This window comes from Paenibacillus sp. EKM211P (assembly GCF_011066175.1).
Taxonomy (GTDB): Bacteria; Bacillota; Bacilli; order Paenibacillales; family Paenibacillaceae; genus Paenibacillus; species Paenibacillus polymyxa.
On record NZ_JAAMNS010000008.1, the window covers coordinates 1 to 19,942 of the forward strand.

The 19,942-nt window shown below is 44.7% G+C and carries 20 protein-coding genes, 6 tRNA genes and 1 pseudogene; 24 read left to right on the forward strand and 3 right to left on the reverse strand.

What is annotated here, in order from left to right:
* Nucleotides 1-77: 77 nt before the first annotated feature.
* The 6 genes from G9G57_RS13285 to G9G57_RS13310 all read left to right on the forward strand — a co-directional run bounded on the left by G9G57_RS13285 (nucleotide 78) and on the right by G9G57_RS13310 (nucleotide 581).
* A tRNA-Trp gene (locus tag G9G57_RS13285) sits at nucleotides 78-151 on the forward strand.
* 18 nt (nucleotides 152-169) lie between these two features.
* Nucleotides 170-242, forward strand: a tRNA-His gene (locus G9G57_RS13290).
* 9 nt (nucleotides 243-251) lie between these two features.
* A tRNA-Gln gene (locus G9G57_RS13295) sits at nucleotides 252-326 on the forward strand.
* 6 nt (nucleotides 327-332) lie between these two features.
* Nucleotides 333-404: transfer RNA gene (locus G9G57_RS13300), tRNA-Gly, on the forward strand.
* A gap of 12 nt (nucleotides 405-416) precedes the next feature.
* A tRNA-Cys gene (locus G9G57_RS13305) sits at nucleotides 417-491 on the forward strand.
* Between the two features lie 11 nt (nucleotides 492-502).
* Nucleotides 503-581: transfer RNA gene (locus G9G57_RS13310), tRNA-Leu, on the forward strand.
* A gap of 657 nt (nucleotides 582-1,238) precedes the next feature.
* Here the strand turns inward: G9G57_RS13310 and G9G57_RS13315 are convergent.
* Nucleotides 1,239-1,433, reverse strand: coding sequence for a hypothetical protein (locus G9G57_RS13315; RefSeq protein WP_164965052.1), 195 nt, complete (start codon nucleotides 1,431-1,433; stop codon nucleotides 1,239-1,241).
* A 222-nt stretch (nucleotides 1,434-1,655) separates the two neighbouring features.
* Here G9G57_RS13315 and G9G57_RS13320 point away from each other — a divergent pair, with 222 nt between their 5' ends.
* From G9G57_RS13320 to G9G57_RS13385, 14 genes are all read left to right on the forward strand, one after another.
* Complete coding sequence (locus G9G57_RS13320; RefSeq protein ID WP_016819923.1) at nucleotides 1,656-2,177, forward strand: MarR family transcriptional regulator; 522 nt, start codon at nucleotides 1,656-1,658, stop codon at nucleotides 2,175-2,177.
* Nucleotides 2,158-2,934 (forward strand): Fe-S cluster assembly ATPase SufC, encoded by a 777-nt coding sequence (sufC, locus tag G9G57_RS13325; RefSeq protein ID WP_016819924.1) that lies wholly within the window; start codon nucleotides 2,158-2,160, stop codon nucleotides 2,932-2,934. The genes G9G57_RS13320 and sufC overlap by 20 nt, the downstream gene beginning before the upstream one ends.
* Nucleotides 2,935-2,957: 23 nt before the next feature.
* On the forward strand, nucleotides 2,958-4,265 hold the full coding sequence (gene sufD, locus G9G57_RS13330; RefSeq protein ID WP_446724831.1) for a Fe-S cluster assembly protein SufD: 1,308 nt from the start codon (nucleotides 2,958-2,960) through the stop codon (nucleotides 4,263-4,265).
* A 43-nt stretch (nucleotides 4,266-4,308) separates the two neighbouring features.
* Entirely contained in the window at nucleotides 4,309-5,706 is a 1,398-nt protein-coding gene (gene sufB / locus G9G57_RS13335) for a Fe-S cluster assembly protein SufB (protein WP_025365814.1), read from the forward strand.
* A 313-nt stretch (nucleotides 5,707-6,019) separates the two neighbouring features.
* Complete coding sequence (locus G9G57_RS13340; protein WP_013373004.1) at nucleotides 6,020-6,259, forward strand: NifU family protein; 240 nt, start codon at nucleotides 6,020-6,022, stop codon at nucleotides 6,257-6,259.
* 439 nt (nucleotides 6,260-6,698) lie between these two features.
* Complete coding sequence (locus tag G9G57_RS13345; RefSeq protein ID WP_016819928.1) at nucleotides 6,699-7,256, forward strand: TetR/AcrR family transcriptional regulator; 558 nt, start codon at nucleotides 6,699-6,701, stop codon at nucleotides 7,254-7,256.
* A gap of 143 nt (nucleotides 7,257-7,399) precedes the next feature.
* Entirely contained in the window at nucleotides 7,400-8,626 is a 1,227-nt protein-coding gene (locus G9G57_RS13350) for an MFS transporter (protein WP_164965053.1), read from the forward strand.
* 127 nt (nucleotides 8,627-8,753) lie between these two features.
* The gene (locus G9G57_RS13355; protein ID WP_017428655.1) at nucleotides 8,754-9,065 is read left to right on the forward strand and encodes a LiaF transmembrane domain-containing protein; all 312 of its coding nucleotides are present in this window, start codon (nucleotides 8,754-8,756) and stop codon (nucleotides 9,063-9,065) included.
* Nucleotides 9,066-9,153: 88 nt separating this feature from the next.
* Nucleotides 9,154-9,822, forward strand: coding sequence for a PspA/IM30 family protein (locus tag G9G57_RS13360; RefSeq protein WP_164965054.1), 669 nt, complete (start codon nucleotides 9,154-9,156; stop codon nucleotides 9,820-9,822).
* Between the two features lie 7 nt (nucleotides 9,823-9,829).
* Entirely contained in the window at nucleotides 9,830-10,315 is a 486-nt protein-coding gene (locus tag G9G57_RS13365; protein ID WP_016819932.1) for a PspC domain-containing protein, read from the forward strand.
* The gene (locus G9G57_RS13370; protein WP_016819933.1) at nucleotides 10,315-11,019 is read left to right on the forward strand and encodes a PspA/IM30 family protein; all 705 of its coding nucleotides are present in this window, start codon (nucleotides 10,315-10,317) and stop codon (nucleotides 11,017-11,019) included. The genes G9G57_RS13365 and G9G57_RS13370 overlap by 1 nt, the downstream gene beginning before the upstream one ends.
* A 148-nt stretch (nucleotides 11,020-11,167) precedes the next feature.
* Nucleotides 11,168-11,815: a cell wall-active antibiotics response protein LiaF gene (gene liaF, locus G9G57_RS13375; RefSeq protein ID WP_164965055.1), complete on the forward strand. Its 648-nt coding sequence runs from the start codon at nucleotides 11,168-11,170 to the stop codon at nucleotides 11,813-11,815.
* Between the two features lie 16 nt (nucleotides 11,816-11,831).
* Nucleotides 11,832-12,911, forward strand: coding sequence for a sensor histidine kinase (locus G9G57_RS13380; RefSeq protein WP_164965056.1), 1,080 nt, complete (start codon nucleotides 11,832-11,834; stop codon nucleotides 12,909-12,911).
* Entirely contained in the window at nucleotides 12,889-13,539 is a 651-nt protein-coding gene (locus tag G9G57_RS13385; RefSeq protein ID WP_013372995.1) for a response regulator, read from the forward strand. Before G9G57_RS13380 ends, G9G57_RS13385 begins: the two co-directional genes overlap by 23 nt.
* A gap of 76 nt (nucleotides 13,540-13,615) precedes the next feature.
* Here G9G57_RS13385 and G9G57_RS13390 read toward each other — a convergent pair whose 3' ends face one another.
* Nucleotides 13,616-14,071: a hypothetical protein gene (locus G9G57_RS13390; RefSeq protein ID WP_016819935.1), complete on the reverse strand. Its 456-nt coding sequence runs from the start codon at nucleotides 14,069-14,071 to the stop codon at nucleotides 13,616-13,618.
* A 248-nt stretch (nucleotides 14,072-14,319) separates the two neighbouring features.
* On the opposite strand from G9G57_RS13390, the gene G9G57_RS13395 reads away from it, so the two are divergent.
* The 3 genes from G9G57_RS13395 to G9G57_RS13405 all read left to right on the forward strand — a co-directional run bounded on the left by G9G57_RS13395 (nucleotide 14,320) and on the right by G9G57_RS13405 (nucleotide 18,706).
* Complete coding sequence (locus tag G9G57_RS13395) at nucleotides 14,320-15,084, forward strand: YwmB family TATA-box binding protein (protein ID WP_164965057.1); 765 nt, start codon at nucleotides 14,320-14,322, stop codon at nucleotides 15,082-15,084.
* A 187-nt stretch (nucleotides 15,085-15,271) separates the two neighbouring features.
* Nucleotides 15,272-16,828: a glucose-6-phosphate dehydrogenase gene (zwf, locus tag G9G57_RS13400; protein WP_164965058.1), complete on the forward strand. Its 1,557-nt coding sequence runs from the start codon at nucleotides 15,272-15,274 to the stop codon at nucleotides 16,826-16,828.
* A gap of 297 nt (nucleotides 16,829-17,125) precedes the next feature.
* Nucleotides 17,126-18,706 (forward strand): peptide chain release factor 3, encoded by a 1,581-nt coding sequence (locus tag G9G57_RS13405; protein WP_164965059.1) that lies wholly within the window; start codon nucleotides 17,126-17,128, stop codon nucleotides 18,704-18,706.
* A gap of 152 nt (nucleotides 18,707-18,858) precedes the next feature.
* On the opposite strand, the gene G9G57_RS13410 is transcribed toward G9G57_RS13405, so the two are convergent.
* On the reverse strand, nucleotides 18,859-19,092 hold the full coding sequence (locus G9G57_RS13410; RefSeq protein WP_016819939.1) for a small acid-soluble spore protein SspI: 234 nt from the start codon (nucleotides 19,090-19,092) through the stop codon (nucleotides 18,859-18,861).
* A 157-nt stretch (nucleotides 19,093-19,249) separates the two neighbouring features.
* Between G9G57_RS13410 and G9G57_RS13415 the strand changes: the two are divergent.
* Nucleotides 19,250-19,918 (forward strand): annotated as a pseudogene (locus G9G57_RS13415) (potassium channel family protein); the annotation flags it as partial.
* Nucleotides 19,919-19,942 lie beyond the last annotated feature (24 nt).

The following is a 19,942-nucleotide window of genomic DNA, read 5'->3' on the forward strand; positions in this document are numbered from 1 at the left end:
GGCCAAACGCATCAGACTGTAAATCTGCTCCCTTACGGGTTCGGTGGTTCGAATCCATCATCCTCCACCAGTTTTATAGGGGCATAGTTTAAAGGTAGAACAACGGTCTCCAAAACCGTTGGTGTGGGTTCAATTCCTGCTGCCCCTGCCAATTACTTCTTTTCCTGTGGCGGTCGTGGCGAAGTGGTTAACGCACCGGACTGTGACTCCGGCATTCGTGGGTTCAAGCCCCATCGGCCGCCCTTTCTTATTGGGGATTAGCCAAGCGGTAAGGCAACGGACTTTGACTCCGTCATGCATAGGTTCAAATCCTATATCCCCAGCCATCTTATGCGGACGTGGCTCAGCGGTAGAGCATCGCCTTGCCAAGGCGAGGGTCGCGGGTTCGATTCCCGTCGTCCGCTTAGTTATATTCTGGCGCCATAGCCAAGTGGTAAGGCAAAGCTCTGCAAAAGCTTTATTCCCCAGTTCAAATCTGGGTGGCGCCTCCATAATTAAATATGCCGGCGTGGCGGAATGGCAGACGCGCTCGACTCAAAATCGAGTGGGAAACCGTGGAGGTTCGAGTCCTCTCGCCGGTATTAACTAAAAAAGTTCATTAGAGACATTCTCTAATGAACTTTTTTTATTTGAGCTTTAGTACCCCACTCATTGCTTGAGCTGAAGACACCTTTGATTACCGGATGGAGTAGCCGCTTTTACTCTTGCAGCATATCTTCGTTTTCAAACGCAAGTGCTTGTCCTTCCATATGATAATTCTTTCTGGCTTCCTGAAGCAAGATTTCGGCTCTTTTCTTGGTTCCTTTTATCTTAAGCCCCGTAGGGATCCATTTTGGTTATCGTTTACCATTCTCATCTTTACAGTTAGGCGGATGTCCCGTTGCGCTTTCTCCTCTTCCAACAACTCCAGAGGGTGAACCCGATCCTTTTTCAAATACCAGTTGAGCTTCGGAATGGATTTGCTACAAAAGTGGTAGCTAATCCGCCGATGGATTGCTTTAGCGCCCAGAAGGTGCATTTGATTTTGAACTGGGCGGATAAAGTTCGATGATCTAGGTCATCTCCAGTGTCAGATCGGTGCTGGCTAGAATGGAGCATCGCCTGTTCGGATTCACCAGCAAAAACCACAGTTTTTGGTATACTCTTTGGCCTCATAACATATCCAGACACAGGCAACTGACTGATTATTCATTGCTATACATGCTCACGATAGCGTACTCAAACGCGGCGATACGGCTTTAAAACAGCTCGGCCAAGCACCACCTTTGTCCTCTTTTACGATAGCGACCCCGGTCTTTGGCAGGTGTACCATGACGTTCATAGGCAACGGTCTTGGACTTGGCTTCGGTTACCAGATCCATCCGGGTGCTGCCAAATTGGTTCCATTGTTCAACCCCCGCAAAGCAGGATTGATCAGAGGTATTCAAAACCATTTCCAGAACGTGCCCTAGTCAAAACACAGCCTGAGGCCGATGACAATGACAACAAACCCATGATGAAAAGTGCCTCCAAAATTGTATCACATTTAACACAATTGATATTGATAATCAATATCAATTGTGTTAATATAACTTTGTTTACTAGTGAACAAAAATAATCTAATGGTGACACTAAACTTGGTCTGCAACTACTACAAAAGAGGGGAGATTGGGAAATTGGAGTTTCAAAATCATTTTAAAGGTCATCTTTACGAGCAATATATTAAAATGCTACATCTGAATGAGCTGTATACTGAACAAGAAATTAACTCGTTTCGGCAACAGGCCAGAAAGTACCAGATTGACATGCTCTCCAACAATATTACTAGTGTACACGTTATTGATTGCATTGGTGATTATGAACCGATAAATCATACCGGGATTGTGGAGAAGATGGGGTTGTCCAAAGCTAGTATTACTAAAATTAGTGCAAAGCTGCTGGAAATGGGCTTCATTATGAAAAGTCAACTGAACAGCAATCGTAAGGAGATTTACTTTAGTTTAACGGATAAGGGAAGACACGTTTATCATTTGCATAAAGAACTGCACAAAGAAAAAGAAGAAAGGTTTTACCAATTCATTGAATCCTATTCAGAGGTTGAGCTGCAGACTATTGGAAAATTTATGAGTGATTTGGTGGCGCGTGCCGAAGAATACTCCGAAGGGAAGTTTATGATAAATGACGACATTAAAGATTGAGGAATTAAGATCCAAGATTGAAGGGAAAGAAATTTTAAAAGGGCTCACACTGGAGATTCATGGCGGAGAGATTCATGCGATTATGGGGCCTAATGGGACGGGGAAAAGTACATTGGCTTCAGCTTTAATGGGCCATCCCAAATATGAGGTTACTGGCGGTAAGGTGACATTGGACAATGAAGACCTTCTGGAGATGGAGGTGGATGAGCGTGCCCAGGCAGGCTTGTTCCTCGCTATGCAATACCCAAGTGAAATTGCTGGCGTGACCAACTCGGATTTTCTCAGAAGTGCCATCAATGCACGGCGTGAAGAAGGCGATGAGATATCCTTAATCCGTTTTATCCGTGAAATGGAGAGCAAAATGAAGGGGCTGGAGATGAACCCGGAATTTGTGCATCGTTATTTGAATGAGGGATTCTCTGGCGGTGAAAAAAAGCGGAATGAGATTTTGCAAATGATGCTACTTGAACCCAAGTTTGTGATCCTGGATGAAGTGGACTCAGGGCTTGATATTGATGCACTGCGTATTGTGGCCAATGGCGTAAATGAGATGCGCAGCCCGGATAGAGGCTTTTTAATCATCACCCATTATCAACGATTGTTGAATTATATTACCCCGGATTTTGTGCATGTCATGATGCAAGGCCAGATAGTTAAATCTGGCGGTCCGGAGCTTGCCCATCGTTTGGAGGCTGAAGGGTACGATTGGGTGAAGGAGGAACTTGGGATTACGGATGAGACGGTAAGGGAAGCTTAAAAGCCGGAGAGGAGGAACAGCACGTGGATATACAAGCTAGAGTTTCAATGAATGTGGACGATTTACGCGCATGGTCAAGTGCTAAGGATGAACCTCGTTGGCTGATTGAACGCCGCGTTCATGCACTCGAACTGGCAGGGACCCTGGAGTTGCCTAAAGTGGAGAAAATCAATCTTGAAAAATGGGATATCTACGAAAGTGGAGATTACAAAGCTGAGAATGCGTGGTCTAGTTTGGAGGAAGCGCCGGAGGTTGTTCGAGGTTTGGTTACTTCTCCGGTGAAAGGCGGACTAATCGTTCAGTTCAACTCGGATGTAGTGTATACGAAATTGTCCGAGAGCTTAGCCGCCCAGGGAGTCATTTTAACGGATCTGCATACTGCGGCAAAAGAGCATGAGGAGCTGGTTCAACGTTATCTCTTTCAGGCAGTAAAGCCAGAAGAACATCGTTTATCTGCTGCACACAGTGCCTTATGGAGTGGTGGCGTTTTTCTATATGTCCCAGACGGTGTAGAGGTTGAAGCACCTATTCAAGCGATCTTTCTTAACGATACAAGCGGTGTGTGTTTTGCTCCTCACGTCTTAATTGTGGCAGGGAGCAACAGCAAGATCACTTATGTGGATAATTGTGTATCGAGTGGTGATGATGTCAAGGTATTGCATAACGGTGTGACGGAGGTCTTCGCGGGGGCGGGCTCAAAGGTGCAAGTAGCTTCGGTTCATCAGCTTGCTGCAACTACAACGGATTTCACCCAGCGACGGGCGGTCGTTCTTGTTGATGGGGATGTGGAATGGATTATCGGTGAGATGAACAATGGTTATACTGCCAGCGATACCAAGACTTTGCTACAAGGCAACAGGGCGGTCTCCGACAATAAGGTAATTGCTATTGGCACGGGCAATCAAAAATCGAGCTATACTACTCAAGCTCAGCATTTTGGCAGAAGCTCGGTAAGCCAGATGATTACGCGTGCAGTCATGCTTGAAGAAGCTACGGCCATTATCAACGGCATTACAAAGATTGAAAAAGGTGCAACCCATTGTGATGGTCAGCAAACAGAACGCGTGCTTATGCTAAGTCCTAAAGCTCGCGGCGATGCCAATCCGATCCTGCTGATAGATGAGGATGATGTAACCGCGGGTCATGCTGCATCCGTGGGGCAAGTAAATGCAGAGCAAATCTATTATCTGATGTCGCGCGGGATATCACGGAGTGAAGCCGAACATCTTGTTATTTTCGGATTTCTCGCTCCTGTCATTTCGGAGATCCCGCTGGAAGGTGTTCGCAGTCGCCTAAAAGATTTAGTGGAAAGCAAGCTCGGCAGATCATAGCAAATCAAAATGAATCTTGAAAGGTTAAAAAGGAGTGATACTAATGGCTAAAAAAGCACCAGATATGGGCGAATATAAATATGGGTTTCGCGACAAGCACCAGTCTATTTTTCAATCTGGAAAAGGTCTGACGGAAGAGATTGTCCGGGAAATTTCCCGGATCAAGGAAGAGCCGGAATGGATGCTCAATTTTCGGTTGAAAGCTTTGAATCAATTCTACAAAATGCCGATGCCTGAATGGGGAGCGGATTTGACCGGGCTAAATCTTGATGACATCCAGTATTACGTTCGCCCTTCTGAAAAACAGGGAAAGACCTGGGAGGAGGTTCCTTCCGAGATCAAAGCAACCTTTGACAAGCTGGGAATCCCTGAAGCGGAGCAAAAGTTCCTGGCGGGCGTATCCGCTCAATATGAGTCGGAAGTAGTTTATCACAGCATGCGGAAAGAACTGGAGGATCAGGGCGTTATTTTCCTTGATACGGATACTGCATTAAAGCAATACCCCGAAGTGTTTAAGCAACATTTTGGGACGATCATCCCTCCCGCAGACAATAAATTTGCGGCGCTTAATAGTGCGGTTTGGTCAGGCGGTAGCTTTGTATACATTCCGAAGGGTGTTCATTGCGAGGTTCCTATACAAGGTTATTTCCGTATTAATTCTGAAAATATGGGTCAATTCGAGCGGACATTAATTATTGCCGAGGAGGGCAGCTTTGTCCATTATGTTGAAGGATGTACAGCACCTATTTATAGTACCAGTTCTTTGCATAGTGGAGTTATTGAAATTATTTGCCGGAAAGATTCCCGTGTCCGTTACACGACCATTCAGAATTGGGCTCCTAATATCTACAACTTGGTAACCCAAAGGGCTGTGGTAGAAGAAAATGCCACAATGGAATGGGTGGACGGCAACATCGGCTCCAAGGTAACAATGAAGTATCCGGCAGTATTATTGAAAGGACGGGGAGCCAAGGGGTCCATCCTGTCTATTGCTGTAGCCGGTAAAGATCAGCATCAAGATGCTGGCGCGAAGGTAATTCACCTTGCTCCCGAGACAACATCTACGATTATATCCAAATCCATCAGCAAGCAGGGCGGAAAAGTAAACTACCGAGGGTTGTCCAGCTTCAGCCGCGATTCCGCAGGGTCTAAGTCCAATATTAAGTGCGATACGTTGATATTGGATAACATGTCAACATCAGATACGATTCCATACAATGAAATTAAAAACGATCAGATTACTTTGGAGCACGAGGCAACAGTATCCAAAGTGTCTGAGGAACAATTGTTTTACTTAATGAGCCGCGGGCTTACAGAACAAGATGCTACACAAATGATTGTAATGGGCTTTATTGAACCGTTTACCAAAGAATTGCCAATGGAATATGCCGTTGAAATGAATCGGTTGATTCAATTTGAGATGGAAGGTAGCATCGGTTGATTCATTAATTTAATAGATCAAACCTTTATCATTCTTTAAAGAGGTGCTAGTAATGAAGAAAAATAAATCGGACGATTCAGAACTAGCTCAAATTACCCGAGAGATACGAAAACTTCAATTCTGCCTCCATATGCTGTCAGGATTGAGCGCAAGTTGTGGTGTGATGATACCTTTAGACTCTATTCATACGCTTATAAGGGAACTTTCGGATCAAGAGGTTACTCTTAGGCAAAAAGCAAAGGATCACTCAGACGATCTAGGATGAAAAAAGGTCTGAATGACGGTTGGTAAAACAATGGGAGGAGTTGACATAATGGATGAAAATGGAGTTTTATTCGATGAAGTATCGGAAGTTCTTCTCAAACTACGTCCTTTCTTACTGCGTGACGGTGGAGATGCTGAACTGGTCGAAGTTGAGAACGGTATAGCAAAATTAAGATTTTTGGGAGCATGCAATGGTTGCCCAAGTGCTACGATTACGTTAAAGGTTGCTATTGAGCGCGCAATTCTTGAGGAAATTGATGATATTAAAGAAGTTGTACAAGTATTCTAAAATTCCTCGATACTGAGCAACTGAGTTAGTCCTGTCGCAGACCATAGCTACGGAAGTTGATCCCGCTGCTCAATACCAAAGTACATCGACAGATTACCTTGCGGGTAGAAATCGACGAACAGCGCTTTTTCCCCTTCGTCAAACAAGGTATTATCAAGATTTAATTCGGTATCGAGTGGGAAACCGTGGAGGTTCAGTCCTCTCGCCGGTATACACAAAAGGGTGATAAAAGCTTAAAGGCATTTTATCACCCTTTTTATTAATTGCATTCTCAATTTCGGCTACATAATTAATCGGGTGTCAGATGAATGAAGATAAGAACTTCACATAGTTTCTTTTCTAAATAGTATATTTGACTGGGACTTTGGGGTTGTAGTAGGATAGTGGTACTGAAAAAACATTTATAGTTTATTAAGTGTAAAAGAAATGAGGAATGCATATGCAAGAAAGAATTTTGGAAGCTTTTGTAGAGGAAGTTCATGAGAATGGATTGAAATTTACTATGGATGATCTTGCGAAAAGACTTGCCATCAGTAAGCGTACGTTGTATGAAAATTTTTCGTCTAAGACTCTTATTTTAGAGACACTTATTGAGCGTACAAATGATGATATGATTCAAAAGACGGAGCAAATTATCCAAAACAATGAATTATCTTTGTTAGAAAAGATTAAGCAGTCGATTAGGGTTATGCCGCTGTATTATAAGTTTTATGATTTAAGAATATTGGACCAGATGAAAAAGTATTATCCTGAGCAATGGAAAAGAGTACATGCTGATTTAAATGATTGGTCCCCGATTAGAACATTAATTCAGGAAGGTATTCGAGAAGGAATTATTGTGAACAAAAATGAGGCTCTGATCATGAAGCTAATTATTGATTCAGTGAATTTAACGCTTGATCAGCGTTTCTTTCTGGATAACAGTGTGACGGTAGAGGAAGCAACTTATTCCATTGTAGATATATTGTTATTTGGGTTAGTCGAAAAACAAAAATAGCCTAATAATATGTGTGTATTAAAAGAGGCTATTTTTTTATGTGAAAACTAATAAAACAATTAAAGTTTTTTTGTTTTTGAAGTTGGAATATTGAAATTTATTACTGATAAATAAAAGGGGTTCTGAAAAGGAAGGGTGGAAATATGTCTATACTAACAAGAAATCGGGGAGCAATGCTGTTATTGATGCTTAACATTTTTTTAGCATTCATGGGGATTGGATTAGTCGTTCCTGTTTTACCTAAATTTATAAGTGAGCTAGGGATGAACGGTTCTTCAATGGGACTAATGGTTGCAGCCTTTGCGCTGACACAGCTCTTATTATCACCTTTGTCAGGAAAGTTGTCTGACCGTTATGGACGTAAAAAGTTGATTGTTTCTGGGATGTTTATTTTCATGCTGTCAGAGCTTGTTTTTGGACTGGCGAGTTCCGTCCCTACCTTGTTTGTTGCACGAATCATGGGCGGGGTAGGGGCAGCGTTGCTTACTCCTTCTATTATGGCCTACGTCGCTGATGTGACCTCGTTTGAAGAAAGAGGCAAGGGTATGGGGATGATTAATGCAGCGATTAACACAGGCTTCATAATCGGACCAGGGATTGGCGGTTTGCTTGCTGCCTATGGAATACGTATTCCCTTCTTTGCGGCGGCAGGTGCTGCAGGGATAGCGGCTATTTTGTCTCTGCTCGTGTTGCCTGAGTCTTTGAGCAAGGAAAAGCAACAGTACAATAGAGAGCTTCCGCGTGAAAAAGAAAACCTTTTACAGCAATTTGCGAAGTCCTATCAATCTCCGTATTTCATGGGCTTGCTCATTGTATTTGTCGTTGCTTTTGGATTGGCAAATTTTGAAACGGTATTTGGACTGTTTGTTGACCATAAATATGGTTTTACACCAATGGATATTGCCATCATTATAACGACAGGGTCTATTTTGGGGGCAGTTGTTCAAGCAACTATATTTGGTTGGATCATTAACCGTTTTGGTGAGAAAAAAGTAATTCACCTTTGCTTGGCTATTGGAGGACTGTTTATTTTCCTAACTTTATTTGCCGAGCAGTACGTGATGATTATGCTGACGACTTTTATCATTTTTCTGGCTATGGATATCCTTCGCCCAGCAGTAAGCACTTCTCTATCGCGGCAGGCTGGGGATGAGCAAGGGTTTGTAGCGGGTATGAACTCATCCTATACCAGCTTGGGGAATGTAATTGGACCGTTAGTTGCAGGACTGCTGTTTGATGTTCATATTAATTTGCCTTATATGGTGGCAGCGGTAGCCTTATTTGCTTGTCTCGTCCTTTCACTACGCTCTAAGCATGCAGGAAAGCGACACTCAACAACCCTTGCAGCAGAGCAGCGTAGAAGTGGTTAGCCGCAGGTCTATATTCACCCCCGACTTAGGTCTAGGTTCAAAAACCGTCTGGGGTCCGTTTTGTCAAACGTTAGGTCAGCGTACAATAAGGACATAAGCAAGACACAGTGAAAGGCGGTGAGAGATAATGAGAGTTAACAAAGGGAATGGATTAGCCATTGTACTGATCGTGTTGGGTTCGATTATGCTGCTCGGTAAGTTTACTCCGTTTTTCGGTCACTTTGTAGGACATCTGATTGGTTACTTAATTCCGATAGCCATGATTATGTTGGGGTACTACGGTGTGAAAAGAGGAAATGCGCTCTTCGGTTGGATCGTGCTTGTGCTCGGGGTACTGATTTTACTGGGCAAGCTGTCCTGGCTTATTGGACCACTGTTAGCAATCGGATTAATCATATTTGGTGTATCCATGCTGAGTGACCGTAGAAGACGCTACTGAATGTGACAGTTTGAGGATGAAGAAAAATGTACGAAAGCAAAGAGCAAGAAATGATGAAAATACGAACTTGTGAAAGGAGTAGACGCCAATGAGTGTTTTTCGAAGAATGCGTGATATTACGGTAGCAACCTTCAATGAGCATTTGGAACAAAGTCAAGATCCGGTACAACTCATTGACCAGTTTCTATATAATACCCGTCAGGAAATCGCCGAAGCGGAAAAGCTTCATCAGCAGTATGCAGTGCATACAAGACAAATGAAGCAGCAGTTGGATCATGCATTGTCCATGCAGTCCAAACGGGAGGAACAAGCGCTGCTGGCCTTGAAGGCAGATGAGGAACACGTCGCAAAGCTAGCCCTTCAGGAAAAAATGCTGTATGCAGAAAAAGAAGAGCAGTATAGAGAACTGTGGGAGCAGAGCCGTGAATCATTACGTGAATTGGAGCAACAGCTGGATACATTAAAGACAGAATACCAAACGGTACACAGTAAGCGTCAGTATTACGCTGCACGTGTACAAACGTTGAGACTCCAGCAGCAAATGAACGAACGGGCAGGTACATACGGTGGACGAAATGTTCCCCGAATGTTCAACCGCTTGGAAGACCGGGTAGCCGATATGGAAGCAGAAACGATGAGTCTGCGTGAATTGCGTCGGGGTGAGGAGTATACAAGGGATGCTCACAGCGGTGGATCGCTACTCGAACAAGAGTGGGCGAGATTGAAAAGCAAGCTGAACAACAGCGGGAAGGAGTAAGTAAATTATGACCCGAATTTACCGATCAAGCCGGGATAGAGTATTAACTGGAGTATGTGGCGGTCTTTCTGACGCAACAGGAATGGACTCAACTTGGATACGTATTCTGGTTGTGATCAGTTTCTTTATTACAGCAGGCACCACATTTATGATTTATGTGATTGCAGCGTTGGTTATTTCCAAGGAACCAAGATCTCCTTACGATGGAGGATTCGGTCCAGATAGCGGTCCCTATACCCAGCAAGATCCGCGCTATTATGGCGGTAGTAATACTAGAACACAGTACGGACAAGGAACTGGTTACAATCAAGGCGGAGCATACGGCAACTCGAACCCGTTTGGTCAGGATGCCCGCTATTCATCCAAATTTAATGCAGGACACAACAGTGATCTGGATTCCATGATGGAAGATATCGAGAAAAAAGCAATGAAAAAGGAACTGGAAGAGTTACGTAAAAAAGTAGAGCAATTCGAGAAGGGAGAACGTAAATAATGGGAATCTTTAAAAGAATGAAGGATATGACAAGAGCATCGGTGAATGAAATGTTGGATAAAGTTGAAGATCCGATTATCATGTTAAATCAGTACTTGCGTGATATGGAGGCAGAAATTCACGAGGCTGAGGTAACGGTCGCCAAGCAAATGGCAAATGAGCGTCGTATGAAACAGCGCTTGGAGGAGGCTGTACGTGTATCCAATGAGCGCGAAAAGCAGGCCGAATCTGCATTGCGAAATGGTCAGGAAGAAGTAGCCCGCAAGCTGCTGGGCGAGAAGATTTATTTTGTGCAAAAGCAGGATGAATACCGTGACTTGCACACTCAAGCCGAGCTTCAAGCGAAAGAACTGGTACAGCAGCTTCATGGAATGAAGGATGAATTCTACAAAATGCGCAATAAGCGTAATGAGCTGGTATCCCGTGCTCAAATGGCAAAAGCCAAAAAGCAAATGTCGCAAATCAATAGCTTGCACACGATTGAAAGCGGGTCTGCTTCGCTGGGCTTCCACCGCATGGAGGAAAAAATCATGCAAATGGAGGCGGAAGCTGACGTACTGCGTGCCCCTTATCGTCAAGCACCGGGAGAGGCATATGTTAATCCCGCAGAAGCTGAAAAACAATTTAAAGTGGATGAGCAGCTTCAACAATTGAAGTCCAAAATTCAGACAGGTGCTAAACCTGTAGATATGAAGAAGGACTAACTACTCGGAACCCAAACATTATGATATGCTGTATAGATGGACACTGACCAATAACAGTGCTCAATCTGTATGGTTCGGGAAGCCATATGGCGATAAATTGCGCCACTATGGCTTTTCCTTCCTGTATAAACAAAAAAGGGGGTGCAGCATGGAGAGAAGAAAATCAGCCTTGGCACTGGCAGGGATTGGCATCGGGATTATCGTTTTATTCGGTCAGTGGATTGGGTTCCTCTCCGTGTTTGCACTGATCCTAATGTTGGCGGGAATATATAAGATTCGCAATTCCAAAATCAAAAAGGGCTATACGATGCTTGCCATCGGTGCTGGTCTACTAGTGCTGGATCATTTGTTCTTGTTTGTGGTGATCACATTGGCTTCGCTGGCTGTGTTCTATTCACGTTCCAGAAAGCTGCATAAAGGTCAAAGCTCCATATTCAAACACAATTTCATATCAAATCACAAATGGGATGAAGTGCCGTGGAGCTTGCGCAGCACAAGCATATGGCATGTGGTTGGGGATGTGGATGCAGACCTGACGCTGGCTCTTCCAGAGGAGCGTGAGCCCGTCATATTTTTACAGGGGATCTTCGGTGACATTGACATCACGCTGCCGGATAATTACGGTGTAGAGGTGGAGATGTTCGTATTGTTCGGGCAGATTCAGTTCGACCGGGACCATGAGGCAGGGATGCTCAACCGACTGGTGTGGAAGTCTCCTCATTTTGAGCAGAGTGAATATAAAGTGAAGTTTGTCGTTTCGTACCTGGCGGGCGATGTCCGCATTCGATTTTATTGAATCAGGAGGAACCGGGATGAATCATAAAAAAACGTCCAACATGGTAACCCGCAGTATGGGTGAAGGTATCCTCCTGTGTGTTGTTGTGGGTGTAGTTGTCTTTTATATGCTGTATACATATGGATATGTGAAGTCGTTCCCAACCTGGGGAATGATACTGAAAGTAGCAGGAGCCGTTATACTGGTGTTGATTGGTACAGGCGCAATGTACGGATTTTATGAAAGTTATCGCTTTAAAAGCAGACTGGAAATGTTAAGAGAGACATTGCTAATGTGGGAAAAGGGCACCCCTGCACGTGAGTTGCCTCCCCTAGGGCATGATGAGCTTGGCAGGCTAGGAGAGCAGTTGGAAAGAATCGGGCGTAAATGGCAGGAACAAGTTACGTCTTTACAACGCTTATCTACAGATAATGCTCAGCTGGCAGAACAGGCACGAATGACTGCGATCGTAGAGGAACGGCAGCGGCTGGCCAGAGAGTTGCATGATGCAGTATCGCAGCAATTGTTTGCTATTTCAATGACAGCGACGGCTGTGGGCAGGACACTGGACAAGGATTTTGATAAAGCGCAACGTCAGGTTGCATTAATTGAAGAAATGTCTTCCGTGGCACAATCCGAAATGCGGGCGTTACTCCTTCATTTACGGCCTGTCTATCTGGAAGGAAAACGGCTTGAGCAGGGTTTGCGTGATTTGGTACAGGAATTACAGGCAAAAGTACCAATGGAGATTGATTTTGAGATGGAAAGCGGAGTACAGTTGGTTAAAGGCATTGAGAATCACTTGTTTCGCATTGTTCAGGAAGCGATGTCTAATACATTGCGCCATGCCAAAGCAACTCGTATGGAAATTCGTATCGTGCAGCGCCCGGATTCCATTAGGCTGACGATTCGGGATAATGGTATTGGTTTTGAAATGGATGAGAAAAAGCAGACATCATATGGATTATCCACCATGCAGGAGCGGGTCAGTGAAATTGGGGGGGCTATTCAGTATATAACGGCTCCGGGAAAAGGGACACGCATCGAGGTGTCTGTGCCAGTTATTTATGTTGAAAGCGGAAGGAACGATGATCATGGAAACGGAATTACCGATTAGCGTGCTGCTGGTAGACGACCATGAAATGGTGCGGATCGGGCTTGCGGCAGTGCTGGGGACAGAAGAAGGGATTGAAGTGGTCGGCGAGGCTGGAAGCGGAGAAGAAGGCATACGGTTAGCATCAGAATACAAGCCAAATGTGATTTTAATGGATTTGGTCATGGATGGCATGGATGGTATTGAAACGACACGCCAAGTGACACGCCTGCTTCCAGAGACAAAGGTGATTGTACTGACGAGTTATTTGGATGATGAGAAAATGTACCCGGTCATTGAGGCAGGTGCATTCAGTTATTTGCTCAAAACGTCTCGTGCTTCCGAGATTGCGGATGCGATCCGTGCAGCTGCACGCGGACAGTCCGTACTCGAGTCACAGGTGGCCTCTAAGATGATGAATCGATTCCGCCAGCCACAGGCTGAAGCGCCCGCGCATACAGAGCTAACAGATCGTGAGATGGAGGTTCTTCGCTTGTTGGCACAAGGGAAGTCTAACCAGGATATCGCAGATGAACTGATTATCGGGATTAAGACGGTAAAATTCCATGTCACGAACCTTCTCGCCAAATTAGGAGTGGAGGACCGCACACAGGCGGCAATCTATGCCTATAAGAACGGCTTAGCAGAGTAGATTATAAAACGACAAATACAAAGAACCGGAGGCGATGAATGGTCCTCCGGTTCTTTTGTGTTCTGAAATACGGCGTTTAGATAAGGAGGAATAGAAAGGCGATTAAGGCCAGATCTAGTGCAAGCCCTCCCCCGTATCCATATCTGCCGCGATAGCCTGCTCTGCCATTTGCATAATTTCCATTTCCGTTTGAGCCAAATTCGCCTACGTTATAAGGAAAGTATGGATTTAGAAGTTCGTCGGGCGGTCTATTAAAGGCATTTAGCTTGGCAGAAGGGCGAGCTTTGTTTTTGGAATTCCTTTTTTTCTTTTTAGAGGAGATTTTTTTAGCTTTTTGTTTTCCTTTGTTACTGTAGCTTCCGGCATAGAGACTACCAGGAAAGGAGGATGGATATCCGTTCAACATCAGCTTGCCTTTGCTACACCCGCTTAAGATGCCGATGTGTCGTGTACCATCACGCATGACGGCACAGACCATCCGTCCGCCATGAGGTGCCACACTGGCTTCATTTACTGGATAAATGGGAAACATGATTTCACCTCTTTTGGTGTAAGATGCGTTGTGATTATAGTCTATTCTTATAGTGCCTACGGTGTATGGTCGAACACCCAGTAGGCGAATGAATATTTCTGAACGGTTGTGCTGACTTCCTCTGCGTATAAAACCTCTGGCAACGGGCATGCTATTGATAGATTCATAGATTTCAATCGAGCCGAAAAAAGAAGCATTCTATCGTGGATATGCGGAGAACGTATGGTTATGGAGGGGAAGGAACGTCCATGTTAAAAGTAGAGATGATTAAAAAGGGAGTTATTGCGATTTTGGTATTAGGAACGGTGTTGGTACTGGCTGGCTGGCGTTACGGAACTCTTCAGACCAACGGAACTGATTCCCGCGAGGCAGAAACGGCTTTACGCTCGTTGTTATTCCTATCGGATCAAACCCCGGGTACACTGGATAAGCTAGTTGTAAAATGGCAAGGCGATTGGATTCCTAATTATGAAGATCCGGCAGATATAGCGGCACAGATAGCTGATCAACTGAATATACCCACAGCAAGTAAACTCGTGGAAAATGGACATACACTTTATCGTTCTGTTCGTGATCGTGAGGATTTGAAAATTCGTTTAAATGTGATGGAACGTCAAACTGGACAATGGTATGTAGTCGTTCAGCTGGAAAGCAGTGACACAGGACGTGAGCAATTGATTCAGCTTCATAAGCTTTGTGCCGAGCAATTAAATTCTATAGGGGTTCAAGCGCAGTGGAACACCTCCGTTCAGCGTTCGCTGCAAGCAAAGGAAAGCGTGGATCAACTGATGAAACAAACAGAAGCGAGCTTAGCAGGGACCATCTCTATGCAGGCTAAAGAAAGATACACAGATGTAAATACAGTAGCCGTATCTTATGAAGCTCCAGACCTGCCATTAATGGTTCAAAGCGGTGAGCATCAAGTTCAGATGCAGATGGCTGTACATGAAAATAAGGAGCAGCAGGATAAACGCATAACACTTGGTTTTCCGCTTATCACGATTGAATACTGACTTATAAGGTAAATTTATGATTCATCGGATAGCTTATCCATGTGGAATATGTTAAAATGTCATCAAATCTTTAGTTCCATGTTTTTCGAAAATCAAGTATGATCTTGTATAAATATACACAATACTACATGCGGATTTCGAGGATTGTGGATTGCGGAATCTTGACATGGGAAGAATGAGGTACTTCATGGCTGACATACCTGTTAAAGAATCTCTTGTGACACAAGGTGCAGTTCTGTTTATTTTTGGTGCTACGGGCGATTTGGCTCGCCGCAAGTTATTTCCTGCTATCTACAGCTTGTACCGCGAAGGCAAGCTTGCTGAAGATTTTGCTGTTATTGGTGTAGCAAGACGTCCTCGCACAGAAGCAGAATTCCGTAATGACCTGTACTCTTCCATACAGGAGTTTAGTCGCTATAAAGCAGAAAATGATCAAGAATGGCAGGCATTTGCCGAGCATTTTGAATATAAATCGCTGGATATCAACAATGTCGATGGGTTTCATGAGCTGAGACAGCAGACGGAGGCTATAGAAGGTAAGTTTAACATACCGGGAAATCGGTTGTTTTATTTGGCCTTGGCTCCTGAATTATTCGGAAGTGTGTCGAAGAGCTTGAAAGAGGGCGGCATGTTGGACGGCAAGGGCTGGAATCGTCTGGTTATAGAGAAGCCTTTCGGCTACAACCTCGAATCTGCACAAGAACTGAACATTGAAATTCGTGAAGTATTTGCCGAAGAAGAAATTTATCGGATTGATCACTATCTTGGTAAGGAAATGGTACAAAATATCGAGGTGATCCGCTTCGCTAACGCCTTTTTTGAACCACTATGGAATAACAAGCATATTGCCAATGTGCAAATTACGCTGAGTGAAACGGTAGGGGTAGAGGAACGCGGAGGTTATTATGATCATTCCGGTGCCTTGCGTGATATGGGACAGAACCATATGCTGCAAATGCTTACGATGATCGCGATGGAGCCACCTAGTCGTTTGTTGCCAGAGGATATCCGCGATGAAAAGGTAAAAGTGCTGCGTTCACTACGACCTTTTGGATCATCTGAGGATGTGAAGACCAACGTGGTACGTGGTCAATATACTGAGGGCAGTTATCGCGGTCAGCAGTTGCCAGGGTATCGTCAAGAAGACAAGGTTGATCCACAATCGAATACAGAGACTTATTTTGCTTCACGCGTGTTTGTTGATAACTTCCGTTGGGCTGGCGTACCGTTCTACATTCGTACGGGCAAACGCCTCCCTGTAAAAACTACGGAGATCGTTGTGGAATTTAAGAGCATGCCGACCAATGTATATCTCGGTCAAAAGCATAAGCTCGAACCCAACTTGCTCGTCATTCGGGTTAATCCAATGGAGGGCATATACATTAAAATCAATGCCAAGAAGCCTGGTTCGGAGTCAGATATTGAGCCGCTGGCGATGGATTTTTGCCAAAGCTGTATGGTGGGGATCAACTCACCGGAAGCTTATGAACGGTTGCTGATGGATGCGATCGAGGGTGATTCGACGTACTTCACGCGGTGGGATGAGGTGGCTACCGCGTGGGGATTCGTTGATCGAATCGCCAAAGCATGGCAGCAGACCCCGGATACACTGGAAACCTATGCTGCAGGCTCATGGGGACCTGATGGTGCTCACAAGCTGTTGGAGCAGGATGGCTACAAGTGGTGGCCGGTTAGCGGTCAGGATGAAGATAATGTCATCTGGCGAGTAGGCGGCACTCAGTAATCCCGATTTGTCCAGCATCCCCCTATGTCCTGTTCAGGATGTAAGGGGATGCTTTGCGTTCGGAGTATGCTATAATAGCTTAGTCTCAGGTTTTCAGTTTGCAACTGATTATACGTTAAAGGCAGGCTAAAACATGTAAATAGATCGTATCTATCATGAATATGGTGACGGAGTATGCCGAATACTGGAGCTAACGGCAATGAGCCGATGAACTTATGAAAATAGGCGTGCAACATGGCCTTTTTATAATAGCTTGAGCAGAAATGCAATGGATTTGATCATGAAGGGATATGTGAAATGAGTAAAACAACAGATATACTTCAACAGGAAGTCGACAAACGGCGTACGTTTGCGATTATTTCTCACCCGGATGCGGGTAAAACGACACTGACGGAAAAGTTGCTGCTGTTCGGGGGCGCTATTCGTCTTGCAGGTACAGTCAAAGCTCGTAAAGCTAGCAAGCATGCGACGAGTGACTGGATGGAGATTGAAAAACAGCGGGGGATTTCGGTAACATCCTCAGTAATGCAATTTGATTATAATGGGCATCGCGTTAATATTCTGGATACCCCAGGTCACCAGGATTTTAGTGAAGACACGTATCGCACATTAACAGCTGCAGATAGTGCGGTCATGCTGATTGACGTAGCGAAAGGTGTGGAAGCGCAAACGATCAAGCTGTTCCAGGTTTGTGCGAAGCGCGGAATACCGATATTTACCTTCATTAATAAGCTGGACCGTGAGGGACGCAGTCCCTTTGATCTGATGGAAGAGCTGGAACAGGTGCTTGGTATCCGTTCGGTACCGATGAACTGGCCGATTGGTACTGGGCGTGATCTGTGCGGTGTTTATGATCGTGTCAAAAATCAGGTTGAGTTGTTTCAGGGAGATGACTATTCCACGATCAAGGTACAAAAAGTGGAAGGTTACAATGATCCGATTATTCGCGAGATGGCGGGCGAATATTTGCACGACCAATTATGCCAGGATTTAGAGTTGCTTGATGTCGCAGGTGACCCTTTTGATATGGAAAAAGTACAGCGTGGAGAATTGACGCCTATATTCTTTGGCAGTGCGATTAACAATTTTGGCGTGCAAACATTTTTGGAAAACTTCCTCCAGCTTGCGCCTAAGCCAGAACCGCGCCGCAGTACAGTTGGGGAAATTCAGCCAACGAACGAGAAGTTTACTGGCTATGTATTTAAAATTCAGGCCAATATGAACCCGGCTCACCGTGACCGTATTGCATTTTTGCGTATCGTGTCTGGTAAGTTCCAACGCGGGATGAGTGTTAAACATGTTCGAATGGGTAAGGAAATTAAGCTGTCCCAACCACAGCAGTTCTTGGCACAGGACCGTGATATTGTCGAAGAAGCATTCCCTGGGGATATTATAGGCTTGTTTGACCCAGGTATTTTCCGCATTGGCGATTCACTGAGTCAAGGTGGCGAGGTTGTATTTGATGAACTGCCAACCTTTTCACCTGAGATTTTTGCCAAGGTTACTGTAAAGAATGCTTTAAAGCACAAGCAGTATCTGAAAGGTATTGACCAGTTGACTGAAGAAGGTATGATTCAGGTGTTCCGTACGGTAAGCTTCGATGATACGCTTCTAGGCGTAGTCGGCCAACTGCAATTTGAAGTATTTGAATACCGCATGAAGGGTGAATATGGGGTAGATGTACAGCTTCAGCGTATGCCGTTCCAATTTGCTCGCTGGATTGTGGATGAGCAGATTGATCCGAGCAAGTTCCGTATCAACTCTACGCTGGTGAAAGATAAGAAAGGCAATTATGTCGCCTTGTTCGAAAATGAGTATGCCATGCGTACGGCTATAGAAAAAAATCCGACCGCTAAGTTTTTGGAAATGGCTCCATAAAATTTTATATGCAGAGCAGTCTGATCTCAGTCATTTGATATATACCACGAATAGTCCACTCGACATGAATGCGAGTGGACTATTCTCATTTTCGAATACGGGTAAAAATAATGAGCACAATTAAAGCATAACAGGAAGTTGAGTAGCTAGAGCTAGGTTAAGGGCACGGGTTTGATTTTATCGATTTGTTCATGTGCCAAATGGACGAAGTCATGCTGCTGGTTTGGACTCATATGCTTCCATGCGATTTCAAGAATGACACCCAATCCAGGCAAAGCGGCTTCCGGTCCATCCACTGACCCAATAATCATATCCGTAAGATCAGCCTCTGATTTGCCGTGAACTTTGTGAACAATCGCTTGTCGTAAATCCATTGTAATGGGCATGTGTACCTCCCGTATGTTGTAATAGTGATCGAATGTATTATGGCTTGGGCTGTGGTCCAGTATACATGGAGAAGCATTTGGAATAAGGATGCCAAAATTTATGTTTGTAGCATGATATGCTATACTATGACGGACAGTATGGTGAGCGGGAGGTAAAGAAGGAATGGCGAAAAAACAGTATGCGGTCATTGGCATGGGGCGCTTTGGCTCCAGTGTTGCCAGCGCGCTGAGTGAGATGGGTTTTGATGTGTTGGCTATCGACTCGGACGAGCAGCGTACACAGGAAATGTCGAATATTGTGACGCATGCGGTGTCTGCCGATTCGACGGATGAGGAAGCACTGCGAGCACTGGGTATCCGCAATTTTGACGTAATTGTAGTCGCAATTGGTGAAGATATACAAGCCAGCATTCTAACAACATTGATTCTCAAGGACATGGGTGTGCCCGCTCTTGTGGTCAAAGCACAAAATGAACTACACGGGAAAGTGCTGCAAAAAATAGGTGCGGATAAAGTGGTTTATCCTGAACGGGATATGGGACTGCGGGTAGCCCATCATCTAACATCTCCCAATATTCTGGACTATATCGAGCTGTCCAAGGACTACAGTATTTTGGAGATGCGAGCCGCTGATTCCATGATCGGCAAAAATCTGAAGGAGCTAGACATACGTGCACGCTTCGGCTGCAATGTAATGGCGATTCGCAGAAACCAGGAGATGAACATTTCACCTTATGCTGAGGATCGTCTTGAAGCGGGTGATGTGCTGGTCATTGTGGGTCACAAGGACGATCTAACCAAGCTGGAGCTGGCTTTTGCAGCTTAGAGAGATTTGAAGTTCAAGTACAAG